Below are 19,845 nucleotides of genomic sequence, written 5' to 3'. Positions count from 1 at the left end.
TCAGGAAATTCACAATTATAAACCCCTTCTAACTAGCCAAATCAAAAACAGAAACCAATTAAGAAACCCCTCCATAAAAAAGTTTTGTCGTCACCGTAAAGCGATTGATTCGTACTAAAAATCAACGATTGATACATTCCGTGTTAACGAATTATCACCATGTTGAGAACAACCTAAATGGCAAGACTAAAACCTAATCAACCATTCGAATTACTTGGTTATACTGTTCAGCCAGGACAGAGAATGGAGATTGAACTGCAAGCGGCTCAGCTTTACACGCATTCTCCACTTTCGATCCCGATTGAAATTATTCATGGTCGTCAAGCGGGCCCAACACTGATGGTAAACGCGGCGATCCACGGAGATGAACTAAACGGTGTTGAGATTGCACGACAGCTGACCAATGCGATTGATCCAAAGAAACTGAAAGGAACCTTGATTGTCGTGCCTATCGTTAACGTGTTCGGCTTTATCCATAAGTCTCGTTACCTACCAGACCGTCGTGACCTGAACCGTTGCTTCCCAGGAAGTGAAAAAGGATCACTGACATCACGCATCGCTCACACCTTCTTTGAGAACGTAGCGAAGCACTGTGATTACATTTTGGATCTTCACACAGGTGCGATTCACCGTACTAACTTGCCACAGATCCGTGCAAACCTGTCGAACCCTGAAACACTGCGCATCGCAAAAGCGTTCGCAACACCCGTGATCATAGATTCTCCACTGCGTGATGGTTCATTGCGCAGCGAAGCGGAAAAACTGGGTATTCCTGTATTAACTTACGAAGGTGGTGAAGCGCTGCGTTTTGATCACCTAGCGATTCGTGCGGGTTACCTTGGCGTGCATCAAGTGATGAAAGAAATCGGCATGCTGCGCCCTAACCGTAAGAAGTTACCAGAGCCAGTATTGAGTAAATCGACCAGTTGGATCCGCGCTGAATCAGACGGCATTTTGCGTAATATGGTAAGGCTTGGCGAACAAGTTGAAGCAGGACAAACCCTGGCTTACATCAGTTCTCCATTGGGTCATCAAGAAGGCCAAGTAATCACCACTAAAGGCGGTATCGTGATTGGTCAGCAAACTCTACCGTTGGTAAACGAAGGTGACGCAGTATTCCACATTGCTTACTTCAAGCAAGATGATGATGAAGTGGGACAGTCTGTAGAGAGTTACATTGAAGAAGTCGCGGAAGACGATTGGCTGACAGCGCTAAACAACTAAGGACCGAATTCGGGTAATTAGTGAATCAGATACGTAGCCACCAGCCATGAGTGGTTACGTTATCCAGACTAATACGCCACAAATGAAAAAGCCCCGATAAACTTTTAACTAGAAAGAGAAAAGCTATATCGGGGCTTTTTTTACTTGTCCCTTATCTTAAAATTAAGGGACCTGTAAATTAATTGTGCACTGGATTACTCAGCGTCTTCTTGCTCTTCTTCACGAGCTTTTGCGCGTGCTTCACGTGCTTGCTCAGCTTTAAGCTCTTTAGTGTGACGTAGTTCGTCACGCTCTTTACGCTGCTCTGATTTACGCTCGTTACGTTCAGCTTGGTTTGAGATGAAAGATGCTAGCTCTTTCTCTGCCCACTCTTGTGCTAGAGCTTCAGTTTCGAAACCAGACTCACGCTTAGATACTGTTGTGCTGCGAGACGTTACTTGACGAGTAATCTCTGCACACCAACCGTTGCGTTTTTCTGTAAGGCGGATATCAAATTTTTTGTTCTTAGACATGTTCTATTTTTTCCTAAGGGAGATCATTAAGGGATCGGTCACTTTGATAACTCCATCTAAGTGAGCATCTTTTAACACCATCCCTTGGTAAGCGCGGTATTAGAGCACAAATCAATGAATATTGCTGCAAATATTTGCAGCGGATCACACTCCCATGCTGCAAATCGTTTGCGCCTGATTTCAATGGGTTCGTAACTCTCGATTCATCATCAACTTCTGTGCTGTGCAGAGCCGAGATAATACTCGCTAAATTTCAAGATAATTAGATTTTTTTGAATCCCGTGTAATGGGATGTGCGTTGCACCTGAGGAAGTAAATATACAAAAAAGCACGAGCCTAGGTTCGTGCTTTTTGCAATCATTGAATATTTAGTTCTAAGTTAAATATGCACCATACATCGATTCAAATCTGGCATACAGGATCTCAAAATCAAAGGCACTTGGTTGCAGCGTTTTTTTTGGGTGACGATATTTCTGGACAATGTTCTCCCTGAGAAATCGTTCAAGCTCTTTAAGTAAATCAATTGGTACTGATATCGCTCGGTCGCTAACGAGTAATTCTTTTACAAGTTCAACTTTAGCGGCTGCTTGTTGCTCTCGCATAGCTTTTGTTCCTTCTGAGCCAACTAGAGCCAGAGTTACGGATGCGCGTTCAAGAACGATTGAAGCATCATCAAATGCATTCCGTGCGCGAGTAAAAGCCAACTTAGCTCTATCAAAACTAGCTTTTGCTTCAATTAAATTCGCTTCGTTAAATGAATATTCAGCCGTATTTAAAGGATGGTAATTAGCATTTTGATTGCTCATCATATCTCCTTGAATTAATTTAATGTCTCAATGATTGCTTAGTCTTTTTCTCATGGTCGAATGCTTGATTTTGTAGTTCGCGCAAAAGCTCAAGCACTTGCTTAGCTCCTAAAGCGGACACACGACAAGCAAGTTCGTGGCTTTCAGCGGCGCTAAGAAGTGGCTTTTTCATCTCGAACCTCTCCCGTACGGTCTTGATAGCATCGAATTTCATTCCCCATACGAATCAAACCTTCAGCGACTTGCAAGCAGCCTGTCAGCCCTTCGATGGGGGTGTGTTGAAGTTGATTTGCAGCATGGACGTGCAATAAGTAATCCTGCAACAACGTCAGTATTGCCGTTCCATCCTCAATCATTGACGTTGGACTCCCCAATAGAAGCTCGTCAGAATATTGATGAAGCTGCGTCCAACTCAGGTCTATATCAACGTTCGTTTTGTTTGATTGCGTATCCATGCTTACAGCTCCTTAATGATGTCGTCAGTCACTTTGTCTTCACCTAACGAAGCACAAAGGTTCATCGCTTTGGTGATGAGGTTGTTGATAATCTGAGGGTACACAAGGCTCCCTGATTGGGTACGTCGAGTCTTTAAGCGTTCTTTTAAGGCAGGGGCAGAGCTGCTGTCCATGATCTTGTTATAGTCACAGCCAGCACGTTCAAACTTATGTCTTAGGTAGGCTTCAATATCATGTTCCAGTGGTGGGACTTCGACCACCATACAGCGGCGGATAAACTCTCGAAGCTCATAATGGCGGCGTTCGTCAAGGCGGTGAAACAGCTCTGTTTGACCCACAAGTAGAATCCCAAGGAGTTTAGAAAACCCGTCCTCTAACTCCCAGAAACGCTTAAGGTACTTCATGACAGGGATAGTCAAGTCGTGCGCTTCTTCAATAATAAGTACATGTCGTTGACCACCTTTCGAGGCCGTCATTAAGAGGCGTTCAACCTGTCGTGCTTTGGCTTCCATGCTGCGTTTCGGTGTCTCGCTGCTGATATCGTTAATGATGGCATCACAGATACCCGCTGCCGTGGCACGCGTTTTATCAATGATTTTGGGCTGAATGACAGAGATATCACCGTCATTGTGCAATTCATCCAGCAATAGGCGGCGTAGAACGCTTTTCCCTGCACCTGAGTCGCCCACAACCGCTAGAATGCCCTGATTACGCGACACGTCTTTCATTGCTGCCAGTACGTAACGGGTATCTTCGTTCATGAAGATGTCACGAACCGCGCGAATGTCGTTGATAAACGGGTTTCTGAATAGCTTGAAGTGTTTCATGGCTTCTTGTGTTAGCATTTGGTTCTCCAGTTCGATGTCCTGATTGATTTCTTCTTGCTGGGGTTTAGGTTGGTCATTGGTTGCGCCCAATGACCAACCGCTTATACCCTCTAGCCCTTGTGATACGAAAAACGCATTCACTTTCTGTTTAAATTCTTCTGCTTGTCGCTTTGGCGGTTCATTTTGACGAACGGCCTTGTAAACCGTGCTGTAATTCATCGTTAAATAGTCAGCTAACGAGCGGATGGTTAACCCTGCCTCATCTAGCCGCGTTCTGAGTGTGCTCATTGGCTTCTTGCTCCCACAATTCAATAAATATCTGTAATTCGCGCTCAGAGGCTCCCTGAGGGTGTTTTTGCTTCAATACAGCCCTAAGGGTTGTCAACTCTTCTCTCGATGGGTTGAGGGCTTTTTTAAGGCGGTTTAAAGCCCCTATAAACGTTGTTTTATGTTCCGTTAACGCTTGTCCTTCAATATCCATGGTGGTGCCTTTTCTTGATAAGAACGACGGCGTTGATTGTTGCTCAATGTCAGCCATTGGGTTAATGGCACCATCGAAGGCGGGCGTGCGCCCTTTACGAACTTTCTTAATCGCTCGTGGGTTGTCCGTGCCCCATGCAGCGGTATCAAGTCGTTTACGGTTAATGTCTGATTGCGTTTCTCGAACAGCCTTGTGTTGCTCACCGATAATCGGGGCTTGTAAGTTAAACCCAGCGGCATCACGTTCAATAGGCAATGCTTCATGTGTGTGCTCTCGCCCTTGTTCGTCCATACTAATCACTCGAATTGCAGGGGCTTTATATGGGTTCACAAACACTTTGACTTCATCCCCTGCGATAATGTGGGGAATATGTGTTAACGAATAATCCAATGACGCATAGCCTTTCGGCGCAAAGCTGATACTCAACTCATTCGGACGTACTTTTCTCACTTCTGGTTTGGTTTGCTGCATCATGCTTTTCACCAACTCTATGTTATTGATTAAACGTAAGTGTTCCGTCCGTATGGTCTGCCACAGCCCAAAGCGACTGCTCTTGTGTCGGCTATGTGCTTTCAACGATTGGAAGCCAATAGACCACTTGATAGCGTATTGATTTAACTCTTCAATCGAGTTGATCGTGATAAAAGCAAGGCGACTCTCAAAGCGACACTCGACAAGGTTGTGAGTTGATTCCACCTGACCTTTTGCCCAAGGGCGACCAGGCGTATGCGCGATGTGTTTGACCTCAAGCATGTCCAGCATATGGCGCGTTTGGTGCGCGATGTTGGCTGAGCCTGCATCCCAGATAAGCAGCTTAGGCACGCCATACATCAATTCATTCGTACTACGCTCACAAAAGGCTTCAAATAAAAACTTGGTGATGGTCTCCGTGTTTTCACCTGGTGCCACGTAGTAGCGCAGGAAGAAAGCACCGCTGTAATGGTCGGTAGCGAGATAGCGCAGCACACGTTCATTCACAATACGATCAAGGTTTTTAGGCTTGTTCTTGTAGAACTCGTCCTCTGCCATGACTCGCAAGCCTTTCCCACCTTTGAGGTAATACAGCACACAAATAGACACATCGAATTGCCACGCATGATTCGGGTGCAACGAACGTTGACTCGTTGTGGTTTCCATTACATTCAACTGGTTAGGGTGAACTCGAAATCGACTGAAGGCGCGTAAGACCGTGGATTCTGAGACATCCCTAGTAAGGTGCTTATTTGCCAGCGCAATATCAATTGCATCACGAATGGTCATTAGTCGCTTACCACTGTCTCGTTCGCTTTGACGCATCAAGTTAGCGAGTAATTCAGTTTCAGAGCGTGTTAACGCTAATTCACCACTGTCAGTGCGTTTTTTGCGACCTGATACCCAGCCTAAATCAGCAAGCTCTTGATACAGCTTGTTTTTCGAGATACACAGATACTCCGTGGCACGCTGAACAATCGTCCCTTTATCACCACGTCCTGCACTGTCTAACTCAGCCATTAAGCGCGTGAGGTATTGTGCTCGCTCTAGCTCAAGTGCATTCATAGTGGATTAACCCTCGCTACTCATCAGCAAAGCACTCTCTTCATGCCATTGCTCTAAATGCGTCATGACATGAGCAGCGATCCCCATATCCCCAGAAAGGCTTAGAAAACGCTCTAATACTCGAAAGAGGGTGTCTTCACACGCTTGATCAATATCGATAGGGTGGTCATTGTCTTGAATGGTTTGAATTGCATCAAAAAGACGCGCTAAACCGCTATCTACCGCAAGTGCTGCAATATTCAATTGCTCTAACAATTGACTGTTCAGCTCTTCTTCTTTCTGGCGAGTCTGCGCAGGTGACAGAGGCTTATCTAACTTTTTAGATAAACTGTTTATTTTCTTATCTTTATCAATAAGTAAGCGTTCATTAGACTGCTTTTCTTGCGCCAAGCTATTGACCTCATTTTGAAGTACTTGCTTCTCTTGACGATGTTTCGCAGACAACTCTTCAATGATTTCTAAGGCTTCATCTCGGTCTTGTACTTTGACAACTTCACCTTCTACGATAGCCGTTAGCTCTTCTTGGGGAAGCTTACGAAGACGGCGTAAATCTTTGGTTGTCACCCCTAGGGTTTGCATTGATTGAAGGGCTTTTTCACCAAATAGAGAAAGGTTCATTAAGTCCTCATCAATCTTCGATTTTGACGTACCACATAATCGGCAAAACTCATCCCAAGTGCCTTTAAGAACAACTACATTTTCGACGCCATCGGAAGTATTTGCAGGGTGGTTAATCGTTCGACCCTTTAATTCTCTATACCTTTTCGTTTCTTTCATCTCTTTAAGAGTCGATAAACTGACGGTCTCGGCGAAAACTGCAAATGACTGCGCCATCTGAACTCGGCCTAAAAACATACCAATATCAATGCTTGCCTCTGCTGACGTTGCCATGTTTAACGCTTCAGCAGCATTCAACTCTTGAGCATCACTCAATGTTTGCTGCGCCACTGCTAATTTTTTCATTTCATCTGACATCTATAGCTCCTCACCCGTCAAATCTTTAAATTCAGACCCAATGGCCTCTACTTGCTCGCGTACAGCATTTCTGTAGCTGAATGCTAACTTGATGAAATGGTTAGAAGGCTTCCATAACATCGACTTCTGCCCTCCAACGGTATCGACCCATCCGCTATCGACAAGAACTTGTAAATAACGATGAAGACTCGCTCTAGGAATGCCAGTGTGATCGCCTAACTGTTTTAAGCTTGCTCCTTCAACACCTTGAGTGCTCATAAATTCAAGAAGATCGAGTGCTAATCGTGTTGGCTTCAAGTTGTACCCTGCTATAGAGTTCTGATATTTACTTTTCATGATTTATCACCTTATTTATTGGAAAAAAGATTGTTGCTAAATGCTCGATTTAGCCCTGTTTTTGAAGGCGAACGCTCTTTTCCAAACTCATCTATACAGGCATTTAGAACGTCTCTTTGTGCCATAAACTCTAAATCTAAGGACAAAATGAATTCATATAAGTCTCGGTCTAACTCGATTTTGCTCAGACGGCCTTTTCTCTTTTGAAAGGCTGGGGCTTTCTGACCTAGATCTTGGCATATAGCTTCAATGACATTTCTTGCTTCAATGGCATTTAGCATCAGCAAAATGTCCATGATTGCACTGTGCGCATGTTTTTCTTTCTTGGTTTTCATAGGGTTACTCCTGACTCTATGATTAATTTAGCCCTTAATACCTTTGCTTTCGGGCCATCCCATGAACCAACAAGGCAAGACATGACATTTGATTGTTTTACGCCTGATTCGCGACACCATGCACCTAATGTTGTGCCCTTTATGATAAATCCAGCTTTAACCTTGTTATATAGGTCTTTACTAGGACTAATTTGATTGACCTCAGTAGTATTTAGCATTACTTTATAACTCCACAATAGTAGTGACACATAATAGTGTGCAATATACACCTAATTATGACTAAAGCAAATGTTTTTGAGGTTTTTTATGTCTGTGTCTGAACGATTAAAGCGCGTTATTGAGTCTAAGTTTGCCACATTAAAGAGCGCATCCGAGTTTACAGGAATCCCTTATCGCTCTCTGCAAAGTTACATTTCAGGGAAGCAACTTCCAGGTAGTGAAGCTTTAATTAGGTTACATAATTCTTTAAAAATTGACTTAAACTGGTTGCTTACTGGGGATAATGATAGCTTTCCTACAATGGAAGATAGAAAAGAAGTGTGCGTTAACTTGATAGAATATATAGAGATGGAGTACGTAGATGTAGCGGGGGAGGTTCCTTACTGTGGCACCGTTGCCACAATCTATAATAGAGTGCTTCATCATAAGGGCGTAACTTCAAACCCTTGGGACAATTTAGATGCTTTGAAAAAGGCAGTGCCTTATGAAGTAAGAAGCTACATTGATATTGCAGATAGAATCAAAAAACGATTAGACCAAAATAAGTAAATGACACACAATAAAGCGTTCGATTAAGCTTTATTGTGGCTCTTCCTGCGTTTATTTGATAAAGAAAGTAAACGCATTCAACTTGAGATGCTCATCCCGAGACCCATCAGCTTTACCACCTATGGATCCAACGTGATCCCTTATCCATAGCCCTATTATCCTGACGGGAGCCTAGTATTATCTTGGTTCTATACACTGTGCAGTTTTATCGACAACAATGAAATGAACTATGCTCAAACAGAGATAAATGAAAGAGATAAATGAAAGAGATAAATGAAAGAGATAACCTGCAGGCTCAGGTTTACAGACTCTACTGTCTCGCCTACTCCGCCCATAATTAAAATAGCTAAGGAGTTGCTATGGATAGCTTCATCAAACATTTACCCAAGGTTGAGCTGCATTTACATATTGAAGGCACGCTAGAACCTGAGCTGATGTTCCAACTGGCCAAGCGCAATAACGTGTCGATTCCCTTTGATAGCCCAGACCAAGTAAGAGACGCGTACCAATTCCACAATCTTCAGTCTTTTCTCGATATCTATTATCAAGGCGCTAACGTACTGATTCATGAACAGGATTTCTATGACCTGACTTGGGCTTATCTACTCAAGTGTCAACAAGATAATGTGGTTCATACTGAGATCTTTTTTGACCCTCAAACCCACACCGAACGTGGCATTGCCTTTGAAGTCATCATAAGTGGGATTACTCAAGCTTTGAATCAAGCCGAGCAAGAACTAGGGATCAGCAGCCAACTGATCATGTGCTTTCTGCGCCATCTTGATGAAGACAGCGCTTTTGAAACACTCAAACAAGCCCTTCCCTACAAAGATAAGATCATTGCCGTCGGGCTGGATTCATCGGAAAAAGGAAACCCGCCGGAGAAGTTTAAGCATGTGTTCCAAGAGGCGATCAACCAAGGCTTTCTGACCGTCGCGCACGCCGGAGAGGAAGGCCCTGCGCAAAATATTAGTGACGCACTGAGCTTGTTAGGCATCACCCGTATTGATCATGGCGTTCGCTGTGTTGAAGATGAAGACTTGATGGAACAGCTAATCGCTAAACGCACACCGCTAACCGTGTGCCCGCTATCGAATACCAAACTAAAGGTCTTCAACACCATGCAAGAACACAATATCGTCGAGTTGCTGAGAAAAGGGTTATGCGTCACCATCAATTCCGATGATCCGGCTTACTTCGGCGGCTATATGAATGATAACTTCCTCGCCGTCGCCAATGCTCATCCACTGACCAAAAACGAATTAGCGCAATTCAGTATTAATGCTGTCGAAGCGAGTTTCATCTCGCCTCACGCCAAAGAAGATCTCATTGCACAAGTGCGCCAATATCTTGCCGAGAATACTCACTAAGAGAATGGATCTTTGAGAATGGAGCTTTGCTGCGATCAAAAAAGGGAAGCTCAGTGCTTCCCTTTCAAAATGGGTTCGAAAATCAATAGGTTTAGCCTGGGTGACCATCCACTCTTGGCGTTAGAAGCATCATGCCGAACTTCCAGATAAACAACCCGAATGCTAACGTCCATAAACCCGCGCTGATGTTGACCATCTCAAATAAATACGCAGGGAAGAAAGTCACACCTACGCTGCGAACCAAAGCCGCGACAAAAATAGCCGAGAACGCTAACGCCATACTTGGCCCTTTATAGATAGCACGACCCGTGTGCCCCATTGTCACGCGCGTAATCATCGCAAGAATTAATCCACTCAAACCGCCAATCGCAAACAAGTGCAGCATGTTGTGGCTCGCGAACGAGTTGTCTAATAAACCACGTAGCAGCAAGCTTAAAGGGATGCATAGGTAAGCCGCATGCAGCGACCACACCAAGGGTTCAGATAACGTAGTCCAAGGCTTCCAGCGGATAAAGCGCACCAACTGAGTCACTCCTGCAAATACCATCAACTCATTGCCGACTTGAGCAAAGGTCAATGGGAAGAAGCTCAATACAAATAAGCCAACCAAAGGTAGATTCGCTAACCATTCTAACCAAACCAGTGGTTGTGCTTTTTCAAAATCGAAGCGACGTGCCGTGAAGAACGGAATAACTCGCCCACCCATCACTGATAGCAGCAAGGTAAACCACCACAACATCGCTTGCCAAACTGCAGACGATGGAAATGGAGGCATACCCTTAATAGTTGCGTAACTAGCAAAGTTCGCCACGATAGCCAATATAAACAGCGGTACAAAGAATAGATTCTTCCAGCCTTTCGATTTAACGACTCGGAAACCAATTTCGTAAGCGGCGAAGATTAAGAACACCGCCTCAACCGATGAGATCAGCCATAACGGTGCGGGGGTCCAAAACAGAATACGAGGTGCTAACCACAAACCAACCAGTGCGGCTAATCGATAGTGTTTGGTTCCATTGACGCCCGTCCACGTTTGCACCGCAGTTAACACAAAACCGACCACAATCGCCATGGCAAAGCCAAACAGCATTTCATGTACGTGCCACCAAAGCGCCGGTACTTTTAGCATTTCTGGCTGACCGTTTTGGAACATGATGACCCAAGCTACAATAGCGATCACAGCATAGAGACTGCCTAAAAAGAAGAAAGGTCTAAAACCTAAACGCAGGTAGGCTGGAATCGCGTCTTCTACACTTTTATCTGTGATATTTAACAAACTCGCTCCTAATTCTCAGATAAGCGGCCAAGGTATTACCTAAACCAAATTTGGTGTGCATCAAACCCGATGCAATATGCAGATCACATTGCATGAAACGCGCCAATTAGATAAAACCAGTAAAAACAGCGAATCACGAGATTCACTAGCCAATAAACAAGTCAAAAAAACACAACCAAAAGAGTCATAAAGACATATAGATGTGTAAATAGAAACTTACTGACTTTTGGTATCTCGCCACATATAGTAAGACTAGACTTAAATGGAACAACTCAGACAAGGAATGCGATGTATATTTTTGGTTATGGCAGCTTAATCAACTCATCTTCACGCCAGCTTACCGGTCAGACGGGGCAAGCGATCCCTGCGATTGTTCATGGCTTAATTCGCCATTGGAGCAAGATCGATGACAGCTATGTGTTATCACCTTTGATCGTCAATCTCGGCGAGGGACAAGTGAATGGTGTGTTGCTTGAGGTGGATGATATTGCGCTGGCTGAGTTTGATCGCCGTGAGCGTGGTTATCACCGTATCGAATTAAAGGCCTCTCAGGTAGAAAGCCAAGATGAGTTCAAACAGGATCAATCGATCTGGGTTTACATCAAAGACGAGATTGAAGCACCTTGCGAAAACAGCCCTATCGTTCAAACCTATGTCGATACGGTATTGGCAGGATGTTTAGAGGTGTCTGAAAGCTTTGCGGCGCACTTTGTTAAACACACACAAGGTTGGCATCACCCATTAGAAAATGATCGCCACCAGCCTAAATATGGCAACCTTGCTGGAGTTTCCGATCACCACCACAGTGTGATTGATGGCTTGATACTGACCGTGCGCAGCTAGTTGATTTAGGTTGGTGAACATATTGACTCACCAACCTAAAGTGAGCTTAAACGACACGAATACCTGCTGGCATCGCACGTTCAGGTGTTAGCAATACACTTTCAGATTCATCTTCCGTTTCTGCACATAACAACATGCACTCAGAAGTGTGGCCTCTCATCTTCGCCTTCGCCAGATTGCACAAAACAACAACCTGCTTACCCATCAACTCTTCTTCTGTGTAATAAGGAACTAGGCTGGTCACCGTTTGCAGCGTCTTGTCACCAACATCCACTTGCACGATGTACAGCTTGTCGGCGTTTTCATGACGCACAACCTCAATGATCTTACCCACACGCATTTCTAACTTAGCAAAGTCACCATAAGAGACAGTATCCATTTCTCACTTCCTATATTGATTTGTTTTCACTCATTAAATCATTTACTAAAATTAAGTAAAATGTAAATGTTTACACTAGCATTAAGCCTAATAATTACAAGCGGTAAAGATCTCATTACTGGAAGTAAAATGAGAGTTTCGTTGCCTTACTATCATTGTCGGTGTTAAATAGATGCAGCAATGTATAGAGGTTAAAAATGGCAACAATTAAAGATGTAGCAAAGGAAGCTGGTGTTTCTGTTGCAACCGTATCTCGAGTGATCAACAAGTCTCCCAAGGCGAGTGCAAGCTCGGTAGAGTCTGTAACGAAAGCGATGTCTAAACTCGGCTATCGACCGAATGCCAATGCCAGAGCGCTGGTAAGCCAAAGCACAAACACTGTTGGTGTATTGGTCGGTGACATCTCCGATCCCTTTTTTGGCACGCTGGTTAAGGCTGTCGATAATGTCGCTCGTGAGAACGGAAAACATATCCTTGTCGGTAATGGCTCGCACAATCGTGAAGAAGAGAGACAAGCGATTGAGTTGCTGATTAATAGCCGTTGTGACGCCCTGGTGATCCACTCGAAAGGCCTCACCGACGAAGAACTGATTGCCTATGCAAAAGAAGTCAAAGGCTTAGTGCTGATCAACCGTTATATTGCTGAGATTGCCAACCGTTGTATTTTCTTGGACAACAAGAAAGGCGCGTATCTTGCGACGGAATATCTGATCCGTCATGGCCATAAGAACATTGCCTGTATCGCCTCATCGCATAGCATTGAAGATGCCGATGAGCGTATCCAAGGATACTTAGCAGCACTCTCAGATTACAAAATAGCGCTCTCTGACAGCTATATTGAATACTCAGCGCCCACCAGTGACGGTGGCGAATACGCCATGACTAATCTTTTGACTAAGTCACTGCCAATCACAGGCATTGTGGCGTACAACGATTACATGGCAGCTGGTGCTTTGTCTGTCCTTGATGAGAACGGTATTCAAGCGCCAGACAAAATGTCGATCATCGGTTTCGATGATGGCTTGATTGCCCGCTATGTTCATCCAAAGCTCACCACTATTCGCTACCCGATTCAGATGATGGCAGAGAAAGCGACACGACTCGCGTTGCACCTAGCCAAAGGTGAAAACACCTCAACTGAGCCAATGATGTTCTCTCCGACTTTGGTACGCCGTAATTCGGTAGAGAAAGTCTGAGCTCTAGTCTACTCACCAAGCAATAAACAAAAAAAAGCCCTAACAGAATCGCTTCTGTTAGGGCTTTCCTACCTTACTCGGATACTCAATAATCGCGCTTAATAAACCGCACTCTTGTTGAGCGCCACTTTTGCTCATCCCCCAAGAACAACGCGATAATTCACATCGTCCTATTCACAAGCAAAAGATATTGGCGTAACCGCTTTGAGCTAGAGCGTACTAGTTTGAAGAATCCCCCGAAAATTCAAACTGGTAACAGGTACTGTAGTTATATTCTTGTTCAGGCTTGAGAATACAACTGTCCTGCTTCCACTCTGGGTGGTTAGGAGAGTCAGGTAAGAACTGGGTTTCTAGCGCCAAACCAGCGTAGTCTTCATAGCTGCCACCACTTCGGTTTGGTGTGCCACCAAGCCAGTTTCCGGTGTATAGCTGCATTGCAGGTTTGGTTGAAAATACTTTTAGTGTGACGAGCGCATCTGGTGAGGTTACGGTCGCGGCACATTGAGTGCGTTTGCAGCCATCAGCCAATAAGAAAGAGTGGTCGTAACCCTTTGCTGCTTTCTGCTGTTCATCGCCCAACAAACGCTCTGAGATCATCATAGGCTGATTGAAATCGAAGCTGGTCGATTTCACCGATTTAAGGTTACCTAATGGAATTCCCACCGAGTTGGTCGGCAAGAATTGATTGGCGTTGATGCTGACAATGTGTGACAAACAATCGTGTCCAGCTTCTGCGCCAAGTAGATTGAAGTAAGCATGATTCGTTAGGTTAACCACAGTCGGCTTGTCTGTGGTTGCAGAGTAATTAATGGAAACTCGATTATCTTCGGTGATGTCATAACGCACCGACACATTCAAATTCCCCGGGAATCCTTGGTCGCCATCAGCAGACTCAAGAGTGAACACCACTGACGTTTCGGTTTGCTCGGCAATATTCCAACGGCGTTTATCAAATCCGTTCGGGCCACCATGTAAGGTATTGCCCGCTTGGTTGGTTTCCAGCTTGTAATTATGACCATCAATTTTGAAGCGACCATTAGCAATACGGTTAGCATAACGGCCAACGGTTGTGCCCATATAGCTGGCTTGTTTATCGAAGTTCTCCATTGAGTTAACACCCAACAAAACTTCTCTTTTGTTTCCTTTTACTGGCAGGATACAGCTCAACCATGTTGCACCAATATCCATGAATGTCACTTGCATGCCATGCGTATTTGATAGCGTCACTAACTGAGCGGGTTGGCCATCATAGGCTGGAGTCTGCGTCATGGATTGATGCAGGTTTTGCTCTTGTGTCATTCTAAATTCCTTCTAGTGCCAGTAAAAAGCCTCTACCTGAAGTAAAGGCTTTAGCATTTGGCCTACCATGATCTTTTTACTTGGTAAGCTCTATATTAAGTCTCGAAGCCGTTAGATTACTTCAACTAAGCCTGCTCCGTCTTTCGCTTGGCACACATAAATAGATTCTTTTAGACCCGTCGCCGCTTGATATTTCTGTTCAACGGTTGTTTTGATTTCATCAACCAATGCAGGTGGAACCAATGCCACAATACAACCACCGAAACCACCGCCAGTCATACGCACGCCACCTTGTTCGCCGATCACTTCTTTGACAATATCAACCAGCGTATCAATCTCTTTCACCGTGATTTCAAAATCATCACGCATTGATGCATGCGATTCAGCCATCAACTCACCCATGCGTTTCATATCATGAGTGCGCAGAGCTTGAGCTGCTTCAACGGTACGGTCATTTTCAGTAATCACGTGACGAGCACGTTTCGCGACCATTTCATCCAATTCAGACTCTTTCGCTTTAAACTGCTCAATGGTCACATCACGAAGTGCTGGAACACCAAAGATACGTGCCGCTTCTTCACACTGCTCACGACGCGTGTTGTATTCGCTGTCGACCAAGCCGCGTTTCTTGTTTGAGTTGATGATAACCACAGCCATATCTTCTGGCATTGAAACCGCTTGAGTTTCTAGGCTACGACAATCCAAAAGCATCGCGTGGTTTGCGCGACCTTCCGCAGAGATCATTTGATCCATGATGCCGCAGTTACAGCCAACGAATTCGTTTTCAGCTTGTTGACCATTAAGCGCCACTTCGGCTTGGCTGATCTCTAGGTTATAAAGCACCTTGAATGTTTGACCAATCACCACTTCCAGTGCCGCAGAAGAACTTAAACCTGCACCTTGAGGCACGTTGCCCGTTACAGAGATGTCTGCACCTGTAAATTCAAAGCCGCGACCTTTTAAGCACTTCACCACACCACGAATGTAGTTAGCCCACATCTTGTCTTGCTGGAAGGTGATCTCTTGAGTTAGGTCGAACTCATCGACTGCATTACCGTAGTCCACTGATACTACGCGTACAATGTTGTCGTCACGCTTAGCCGCTGCGACTACCGTTTGGTAGTTAATGGCACACGGTAGAACAAAACCATCGTTGTAGTCAGTGTGCTCGCCGATCAGGTTCACACGACCTGGTGCTTGGATAATATGAGTCGCTTGGTAACCAAGGACTTGCTCAAAAGATGCTTTCACGTTTTGGATTAGGTCAGACATAAGTAAACTCTCTGGTTAAACTCTTTGTTCAATTGGTTATGGCCCCTTCACGGCACCACTTTAATTCTTTTAGATTCCCTATCTCGTTCGTCTCTCACGGCAGGGAATGACAACATCAGCTTCTCACCTGCCGTCATTCCAGAATCGAGGGACGAGATATCAGGAATCTCGCTCGTTATCTACGAAGTAGGCTATTCCTGCTCTTTGTAGTGAACATCACTCAAATCACGAAGACGTTGCGCTGCCTGTTCTGCGGTTAAATCACGCTGAGACTCAGCCAACATTTCGTAGCCGACCATGAACTTACGAACCGAAGCACTGCGTAACAGTGGCGGGTAGAACAACGCATGCAGTTGCCAGTGATCGATGTCGGTGCCTTCTTCGAAGAACGGCGCATAATGCCAACCCATTGAGTAAGGGAATGAACACTGGAACAAGTTGTCGTAACGGCTGGTCAGCTTCTTAATCGCAAGCGCTAGATCATCACGTTGTTCATTAGTCAGTTCGCTCATACGGCGAATGTGTGTTTTTGGTAGCAACATGGTTTCAAATGGCCACGCTGCCCAGTAAGGCACCACAGCAATCCAATGTTCAGTTTCAACCACAGTACGAGAGCCGTCTTTCATTTCAGCTTCAACGTAATCCACTAAAAGATTCGAACCTTGTTGTTCGAAGTACTCTTTTAACAGTTTCTCTTTGCGTTCAATCTCGTTGGGCAAAAAGCTGTTTGCCCAGATCTGACCGTGTGGGTGTGGCTGAGAACAGCCCATGGTCTCGCCTTTGTTTTCAAACGCTTGAACCCATAGGTAGTCTTTACCTAGCTCTTCAATCTGTTCATTCCATGTGTCGATAACACCGCGAATCTTGTTTACTGGTAACTCTGGCAGCGTTTTGCTGTGGTCCGGAGAAAAACAGATCACACGGCTCAACCCGCGAACACCTTGAGTCTTGAATAGAGGGTTATCAGACTCTGGAGCATCAGGAGAATCAGGCATCAACGCTGCGAAATCATTACTGAATACATAAGTGCCGTCGTAATCTGGGTTTTCGTCGCCCGAGATACGCGTATTGGTCGGGCACAAGAAACACTCTTTCTCATACGCAGGAAGCTGCGCGGTCGATGGCTTTTCATCTTGGCCACTCCAAGGACGTTTTGCTCGGTGCGGTGATACTAAGATCCACTGACCCGTTAATGGGTTATAACGACGATGCGGGTGGTCTACTGGGTTAAATTCAACTTTTGACATGTTTAGATTGCTCTCAAATTTTGTGTCTTGGTCAATTCACCAAGATGAATAATTCTTCTACAAGGAGATTCCCTATCACGCTCGTGCCTCGCTGTAGGGAATGACGTTCAGAAATCGTAGTTTTTAAATTCGTCATTCCAGAATCGAGGCACGAGATATCTGGAATCTCGCTTTTCTCATCTCTTATCTCTGCTTTCCCAAAGAAATTAGAGATGCAGCCAACAACGCTGTGGCTTCAATTACACTGGCTAGTAGCCGTTCGGGTTATTCGACTGCCAATTCCACGTATCCGCCGTCATCTCCATCACGCTACGCGTCGCCTTCCAGCCAAGCTCGCGCTCTGCTTTTTCAGTGCTTGCCCAACATTCGGCAATGTCACCAGCGCGGCGTGGGCAAAGTTCATAAGGAACCGGTTTGCCCGATGCTTGTGCGAAGGCTTCAACCATCTCGAGTACACTTGAGCCCTTGCCCGTACCTAGGTTGTAAATGTGTAAGCCCGCTTTCTCACCAACCACTTTTAGTGCTGCGACGTGACCGTCCGCTAAATCCATTACATGAATATAGTCACGAACGCCTGTGCCATCGACTGTTGGGTAATCGTTTCCAAAAACATCCAGTTTTTCACGGCGACCGACGGCTACTTGAGCAATAAACGGCATTAAATTATTTGGGATACCTTGTGGGTCTTCACCCATAGTGCCCGATGGATGTGCGCCGACTGGATTGAAGTAACGCAGTAAAGTCACGCTCCAGTCGTTCTCCGCGTTGAACAGATCGCTCAAGCACTCTTCCACCATATATTTGCTGCGACCATAAGGGTTAGTTGTCGCGCCGATCGGTGAAGTTTCAGTAATCGGCACTACTTCCGGGTCGCCGTAAACGGTAGCCGAAGAACTAAATACGATGCTTTTCACGCCCGCTTTCTTCATGCTTCGAGCTAACACCAGTGAACCATTAACGTTGTTATCGTAGTACTCCAAAGGCTTAGCCACCGACTCCCCTACCGCTTTCAGGCCAGCAAAGTGAATCACGGCTTGGATATCGTTTTCTGAAAATACGCTATCTAGAAAAGATTGGTCACGAATGTCGCCAAGATAAAACGTTGGTCGCTTGCCAGTTAACGACTCGATTCGTTCCAGCACTAGCTCTTTGCTATTGCAAAGGTTATCAACAATGATCGGCTCCATACCTGCCTGTATCATTTGAATGCATGTATGACTTCCGATGTAACCCATGCCGCCCGTAACCAGTACTTTCACAATCAACCTCTCTTTGTCGTCATTCGTGGGCTAACTCGAACTGACATTCAGCTCAGTAGCACCGTATGTCAGAAATAGTAGCAGCCATTTTGACTATAATTCTGTGATCAAAACCACGAAGTGTAAACGTTTACACTAACTTTCATCATTGGTACTGTTCATGACATAGAGGAAATGTATAGCTGTTTACCTCTAATTCATTGAATTTTAATAAGATAATTATAGATAGTTAGATTTGAGACATCACAGATAAGTTGAGCATTTATTTTACTAAAAGTTAATGCAATGACGTCCAGTTTGATTACAATAGGTCTGTAGAATAAAGAGGTGCATTGCTTTTTTACTAAATACCAATTTCAAAGCAGCGCAATGTTCCAATAACAGGAAGTGAGTATGGCAACGTTAAAAGATATCGCGACTGAAGCGAATGTATCATTGGCTACAGTTTCAAGGGTTCTCAATGAAGATCCAACATTAAGCGTCAAGGAAGAGACCAAAAGGCGTATCTTTGAAATTGCAGAGAAGTTGGAATACAAAACCAGCAGCTCACGAAAAACCGTTAGCAGTAAAAAACAAAACCATCACTTCCTAGCACTGTATAACTACAAGCAAGAAGCTGAGGTTAACGACCCTTATTACCTATCGATTCGCCACGGGATTGAAACCCAATGTGAAAAGATGGAAGTTAAGCTAACCAACTGTTATGAAAGTAAAATACAGATCAATTCAGCGCCAATCACAGGTGTTTTGTTAGTAGGAAGAATGACACCAGAGGTTATCGAGCAAGCTAAAAAGCTGAGCGATAATATTTGTTATGTCGATTTTACCGATCACTCAGAACCTTATGACTCTGTCGATATCGACCTGGCTTTGATCAGCAAAGAGATCACCAACTTCTTTATCAACCAAGGCTATGAGCGCATCGGCTTTATTGGTGGTCAAGACGACGTCAACACCCCTGATATTCGTGAAGTGGCCTTTGCTGAATATGGTGGCCTCAAAAATGTTGTCAGTGAGCAAGACATCTACCGTGGTGACTTCTCTAGCTCATCAGGTTACAAGCTTGCAAAACAGATGCTCGCGACGGGAGACTACCCTAAAGCCATGTTTATTGCGTCAGATTCCATCGCAATTGGCGTTTTACGAGCAGTTCATGAGCACGGATTAAACATTCCTGAAGATATTGCGCTGATCAGTGTAAACGACATCCCAACAGCTAAATTTACCTTCCCATCTTTATCAACTGTTCGTATTCACTCTGAACTGATGGGAATTCAAGGCGTTAACCTGCTGATTGAGAAAGTACGCGACGGCCGAACCATCCCATTGCGCGTCTATGTACCAAGCAAACTTAAGCTGCGCGATACAACAAAATAATTAAATATATCAAGTAGATAAATATAGGCTGCCTTTGTTGAAGGTGGCCTTTTTTGTGCCCATCACATACAT

The 19,845-nt window shown here is 44.7% G+C and carries 21 protein-coding genes; 6 read left to right on the top strand and 15 right to left on the bottom strand.

From position 1 onward, the window contains the following. Nucleotides 1-177 precede the first annotated feature (177 nt). Complete coding sequence (locus tag AB6E85_RS09565) at nt 178-1,224, top strand: succinylglutamate desuccinylase/aspartoacylase family protein (protein ID WP_372142438.1); 1,047 nt, start codon at nt 178-180, stop codon at nt 1,222-1,224. A 194-nt stretch (nt 1,225-1,418) separates the two neighbouring features. Here AB6E85_RS09565 and AB6E85_RS09560 read toward each other — a convergent pair whose 3' ends face one another. The 9 genes from AB6E85_RS09560 to AB6E85_RS09520 form a co-directional block, all read right to left on the bottom strand. Then, complete coding sequence (locus tag AB6E85_RS09560; RefSeq protein ID WP_004734416.1) at nt 1,419-1,736, bottom strand: DUF3622 domain-containing protein; 318 nt, start codon at nt 1,734-1,736, stop codon at nt 1,419-1,421. Between the two features lie 374 nt (nt 1,737-2,110). Next, a complete protein-coding gene (locus tag AB6E85_RS09555; protein ID WP_372142437.1) occupies nt 2,111-2,542 on the bottom strand; it encodes a hypothetical protein in 432 nt (143 codons plus the stop codon). Nucleotides 2,543-2,561: 19 nt separating this feature from the next. Beyond that, a complete protein-coding gene (locus tag AB6E85_RS09550; RefSeq protein WP_372142436.1) occupies nt 2,562-2,714 on the bottom strand; it encodes a hypothetical protein in 153 nt (50 codons plus the stop codon). Beyond that, nucleotides 2,695-2,997 (bottom strand): hypothetical protein, encoded by a 303-nt coding sequence (locus AB6E85_RS09545; RefSeq protein WP_372142434.1) that lies wholly within the window; start codon nt 2,995-2,997, stop codon nt 2,695-2,697. The genes AB6E85_RS09550 and AB6E85_RS09545 overlap by 20 nt, the downstream gene beginning before the upstream one ends. A gap of 2 nt (nt 2,998-2,999) precedes the next feature. Further along, the gene (locus AB6E85_RS09540) at nt 3,000-4,112 is read right to left on the bottom strand and encodes an ExeA family protein (protein WP_372142432.1); all 1,113 of its coding nucleotides are present in this window, start codon (nt 4,110-4,112) and stop codon (nt 3,000-3,002) included. Next, complete coding sequence (locus AB6E85_RS09535; protein WP_372142431.1) at nt 4,084-5,841, bottom strand: transposase; 1,758 nt, start codon at nt 5,839-5,841, stop codon at nt 4,084-4,086. The genes AB6E85_RS09540 and AB6E85_RS09535 overlap by 29 nt, the downstream gene beginning before the upstream one ends. A 6-nt stretch (nt 5,842-5,847) precedes the next feature. Continuing rightward, nucleotides 5,848-6,816, bottom strand: a complete 969-nt coding sequence (locus AB6E85_RS09530) for a MarR family transcriptional regulator (RefSeq protein WP_372142429.1) — start codon at nt 6,814-6,816, stop codon at nt 5,848-5,850. Continuing rightward, a complete protein-coding gene (locus AB6E85_RS09525; protein WP_372142427.1) occupies nt 6,817-7,152 on the bottom strand; it encodes a helix-turn-helix domain-containing protein in 336 nt (111 codons plus the stop codon). Nucleotides 7,153-7,163: 11 nt separating this feature from the next. Continuing rightward, nucleotides 7,164-7,487, bottom strand: a complete 324-nt coding sequence (locus tag AB6E85_RS09520; protein ID WP_372142426.1) for a primosomal protein — start codon at nt 7,485-7,487, stop codon at nt 7,164-7,166. Nucleotides 7,488-7,793: 306 nt separating this feature from the next. Between AB6E85_RS09520 and AB6E85_RS09515 the strand changes: the two genes are divergently transcribed. Continuing rightward, nucleotides 7,794-8,255, top strand: coding sequence for a helix-turn-helix domain-containing protein (locus AB6E85_RS09515; RefSeq protein ID WP_372142425.1), 462 nt, complete (start codon nt 7,794-7,796; stop codon nt 8,253-8,255). Between the two features lie 359 nt (nt 8,256-8,614). Further along, nucleotides 8,615-9,625 (top strand): adenosine deaminase, encoded by a 1,011-nt coding sequence (locus tag AB6E85_RS09510; protein ID WP_102450322.1) that lies wholly within the window; start codon nt 8,615-8,617, stop codon nt 9,623-9,625. A 91-nt stretch (nt 9,626-9,716) separates the two neighbouring features. On the opposite strand, the gene AB6E85_RS09505 is transcribed toward AB6E85_RS09510, so the two are convergent. Continuing rightward, entirely contained in the window at nt 9,717-10,901 is a 1,185-nt protein-coding gene (locus AB6E85_RS09505; protein ID WP_372142424.1) for an NnrS family protein, read from the bottom strand. Between the two features lie 288 nt (nt 10,902-11,189). On the opposite strand from AB6E85_RS09505, the gene AB6E85_RS09500 reads away from it, so the two are divergent. After that, nucleotides 11,190-11,744 (top strand): gamma-glutamylcyclotransferase family protein, encoded by a 555-nt coding sequence (locus AB6E85_RS09500; protein ID WP_050711730.1) that lies wholly within the window; start codon nt 11,190-11,192, stop codon nt 11,742-11,744. A gap of 46 nt (nt 11,745-11,790) precedes the next feature. On the opposite strand, the gene AB6E85_RS09495 is transcribed toward AB6E85_RS09500, so the two are convergent. Beyond that, a complete protein-coding gene (locus AB6E85_RS09495) occupies nt 11,791-12,123 on the bottom strand; it encodes a tRNA-binding protein (protein ID WP_017060796.1) in 333 nt (110 codons plus the stop codon). Between the two features lie 197 nt (nt 12,124-12,320). Between AB6E85_RS09495 and AB6E85_RS09490 the strand changes: the two genes are divergently transcribed. Continuing rightward, nucleotides 12,321-13,319 (top strand): substrate-binding domain-containing protein, encoded by a 999-nt coding sequence (locus AB6E85_RS09490; RefSeq protein WP_372142422.1) that lies wholly within the window; start codon nt 12,321-12,323, stop codon nt 13,317-13,319. Between the two features lie 219 nt (nt 13,320-13,538). Here the strand turns inward: AB6E85_RS09490 and galM are convergent, their stop codons facing one another. The 4 genes from galM to galE all read right to left on the bottom strand — a co-directional run bounded on the left by galM (nt 13,539) and on the right by galE (nt 18,396). Then, nucleotides 13,539-14,618, bottom strand: a complete 1,080-nt coding sequence (gene galM, locus AB6E85_RS09485) for a galactose-1-epimerase (protein WP_372142421.1) — start codon at nt 14,616-14,618, stop codon at nt 13,539-13,541. A gap of 111 nt (nt 14,619-14,729) precedes the next feature. Further along, the gene (gene galK / locus AB6E85_RS09480; protein ID WP_372142420.1) at nt 14,730-15,890 is read right to left on the bottom strand and encodes a galactokinase; all 1,161 of its coding nucleotides are present in this window, start codon (nt 15,888-15,890) and stop codon (nt 14,730-14,732) included. A gap of 191 nt (nt 15,891-16,081) precedes the next feature. After that, the gene (locus AB6E85_RS09475) at nt 16,082-17,137 is read right to left on the bottom strand and encodes a UDP-glucose--hexose-1-phosphate uridylyltransferase (RefSeq protein WP_050649659.1); all 1,056 of its coding nucleotides are present in this window, start codon (nt 17,135-17,137) and stop codon (nt 16,082-16,084) included. Between the two features lie 248 nt (nt 17,138-17,385). Continuing rightward, nucleotides 17,386-18,396, bottom strand: a complete 1,011-nt coding sequence (galE, locus tag AB6E85_RS09470; RefSeq protein ID WP_372142418.1) for a UDP-glucose 4-epimerase GalE — start codon at nt 18,394-18,396, stop codon at nt 17,386-17,388. Between the two features lie 393 nt (nt 18,397-18,789). Here galE and ebgR point away from each other — a divergent pair, with 393 nt between their 5' ends. Further along, nucleotides 18,790-19,773, top strand: coding sequence for a transcriptional regulator EbgR (gene ebgR, locus AB6E85_RS09465; protein WP_017069515.1), 984 nt, complete (start codon nt 18,790-18,792; stop codon nt 19,771-19,773). The last annotated feature ends 72 nt before the right edge of the window (nt 19,774-19,845 follow it).

Source organism: Vibrio sp. 10N.247.311.51, assembly GCF_041467855.1.
GTDB classification, from domain to species: domain Bacteria; phylum Pseudomonadota; class Gammaproteobacteria; order Enterobacterales; family Vibrionaceae; genus Vibrio; species Vibrio coralliirubri.
Note: the sequence above shows the minus strand (reverse complement) of the source record. Positions and strands in the feature narration are given on the sequence as shown.

What these genes read in the sequence shown, in the direction of transcription:
- AB6E85_RS09565 (WP_372142438.1), top strand. Translation starts at nt 178, where the DNA reads ATGGCAAGACTAAAACCTAATCAACCATTCGAATTACTTGGTTATACT.
- AB6E85_RS09560 (WP_004734416.1), bottom strand. Translation starts at nt 1,736, where the DNA reads ATGTCTAAGAACAAAAAATTTGATATCCGCCTTACAGAAAAACGCAAC.
- AB6E85_RS09555 (WP_372142437.1), bottom strand. Translation starts at nt 2,542, where the DNA reads ATGAGCAATCAAAATGCTAATTACCATCCTTTAAATACGGCTGAATAT.
- AB6E85_RS09550 (WP_372142436.1), bottom strand. Translation starts at nt 2,714, where the DNA reads ATGAAAAAGCCACTTCTTAGCGCCGCTGAAAGCCACGAACTTGCTTGT.
- AB6E85_RS09545 (WP_372142434.1), bottom strand. Translation starts at nt 2,997, where the DNA reads ATGGATACGCAATCAAACAAAACGAACGTTGATATAGACCTGAGTTGG.
- AB6E85_RS09540 (WP_372142432.1), bottom strand. Translation starts at nt 4,112, where the DNA reads ATGAGCACACTCAGAACGCGGCTAGATGAGGCAGGGTTAACCATCCGC.
- AB6E85_RS09535 (WP_372142431.1), bottom strand. Translation starts at nt 5,841, where the DNA reads ATGAATGCACTTGAGCTAGAGCGAGCACAATACCTCACGCGCTTAATG.
- AB6E85_RS09530 (WP_372142429.1), bottom strand. Translation starts at nt 6,816, where the DNA reads ATGTCAGATGAAATGAAAAAATTAGCAGTGGCGCAGCAAACATTGAGT.
- AB6E85_RS09525 (WP_372142427.1), bottom strand. Translation starts at nt 7,152, where the DNA reads ATGAAAAGTAAATATCAGAACTCTATAGCAGGGTACAACTTGAAGCCA.
- AB6E85_RS09520 (WP_372142426.1), bottom strand. Translation starts at nt 7,487, where the DNA reads ATGAAAACCAAGAAAGAAAAACATGCGCACAGTGCAATCATGGACATT.
- AB6E85_RS09515 (WP_372142425.1), top strand. Translation starts at nt 7,794, where the DNA reads ATGTCTGTGTCTGAACGATTAAAGCGCGTTATTGAGTCTAAGTTTGCC.
- AB6E85_RS09510 (WP_102450322.1), top strand. Translation starts at nt 8,615, where the DNA reads ATGGATAGCTTCATCAAACATTTACCCAAGGTTGAGCTGCATTTACAT.
- AB6E85_RS09500 (WP_050711730.1), top strand. Translation starts at nt 11,190, where the DNA reads ATGTATATTTTTGGTTATGGCAGCTTAATCAACTCATCTTCACGCCAG.
- AB6E85_RS09495 (WP_017060796.1), bottom strand. Translation starts at nt 12,123, where the DNA reads ATGGATACTGTCTCTTATGGTGACTTTGCTAAGTTAGAAATGCGTGTG.
- AB6E85_RS09490 (WP_372142422.1), top strand. Translation starts at nt 12,321, where the DNA reads ATGGCAACAATTAAAGATGTAGCAAAGGAAGCTGGTGTTTCTGTTGCA.
- galM (WP_372142421.1), bottom strand. Translation starts at nt 14,618, where the DNA reads ATGACACAAGAGCAAAACCTGCATCAATCCATGACGCAGACTCCAGCC.
- galK (WP_372142420.1), bottom strand. Translation starts at nt 15,890, where the DNA reads ATGTCTGACCTAATCCAAAACGTGAAAGCATCTTTTGAGCAAGTCCTT.
- AB6E85_RS09475 (WP_050649659.1), bottom strand. Translation starts at nt 17,137, where the DNA reads ATGTCAAAAGTTGAATTTAACCCAGTAGACCACCCGCATCGTCGTTAT.
- ebgR (WP_017069515.1), top strand. Translation starts at nt 18,790, where the DNA reads ATGGCAACGTTAAAAGATATCGCGACTGAAGCGAATGTATCATTGGCT.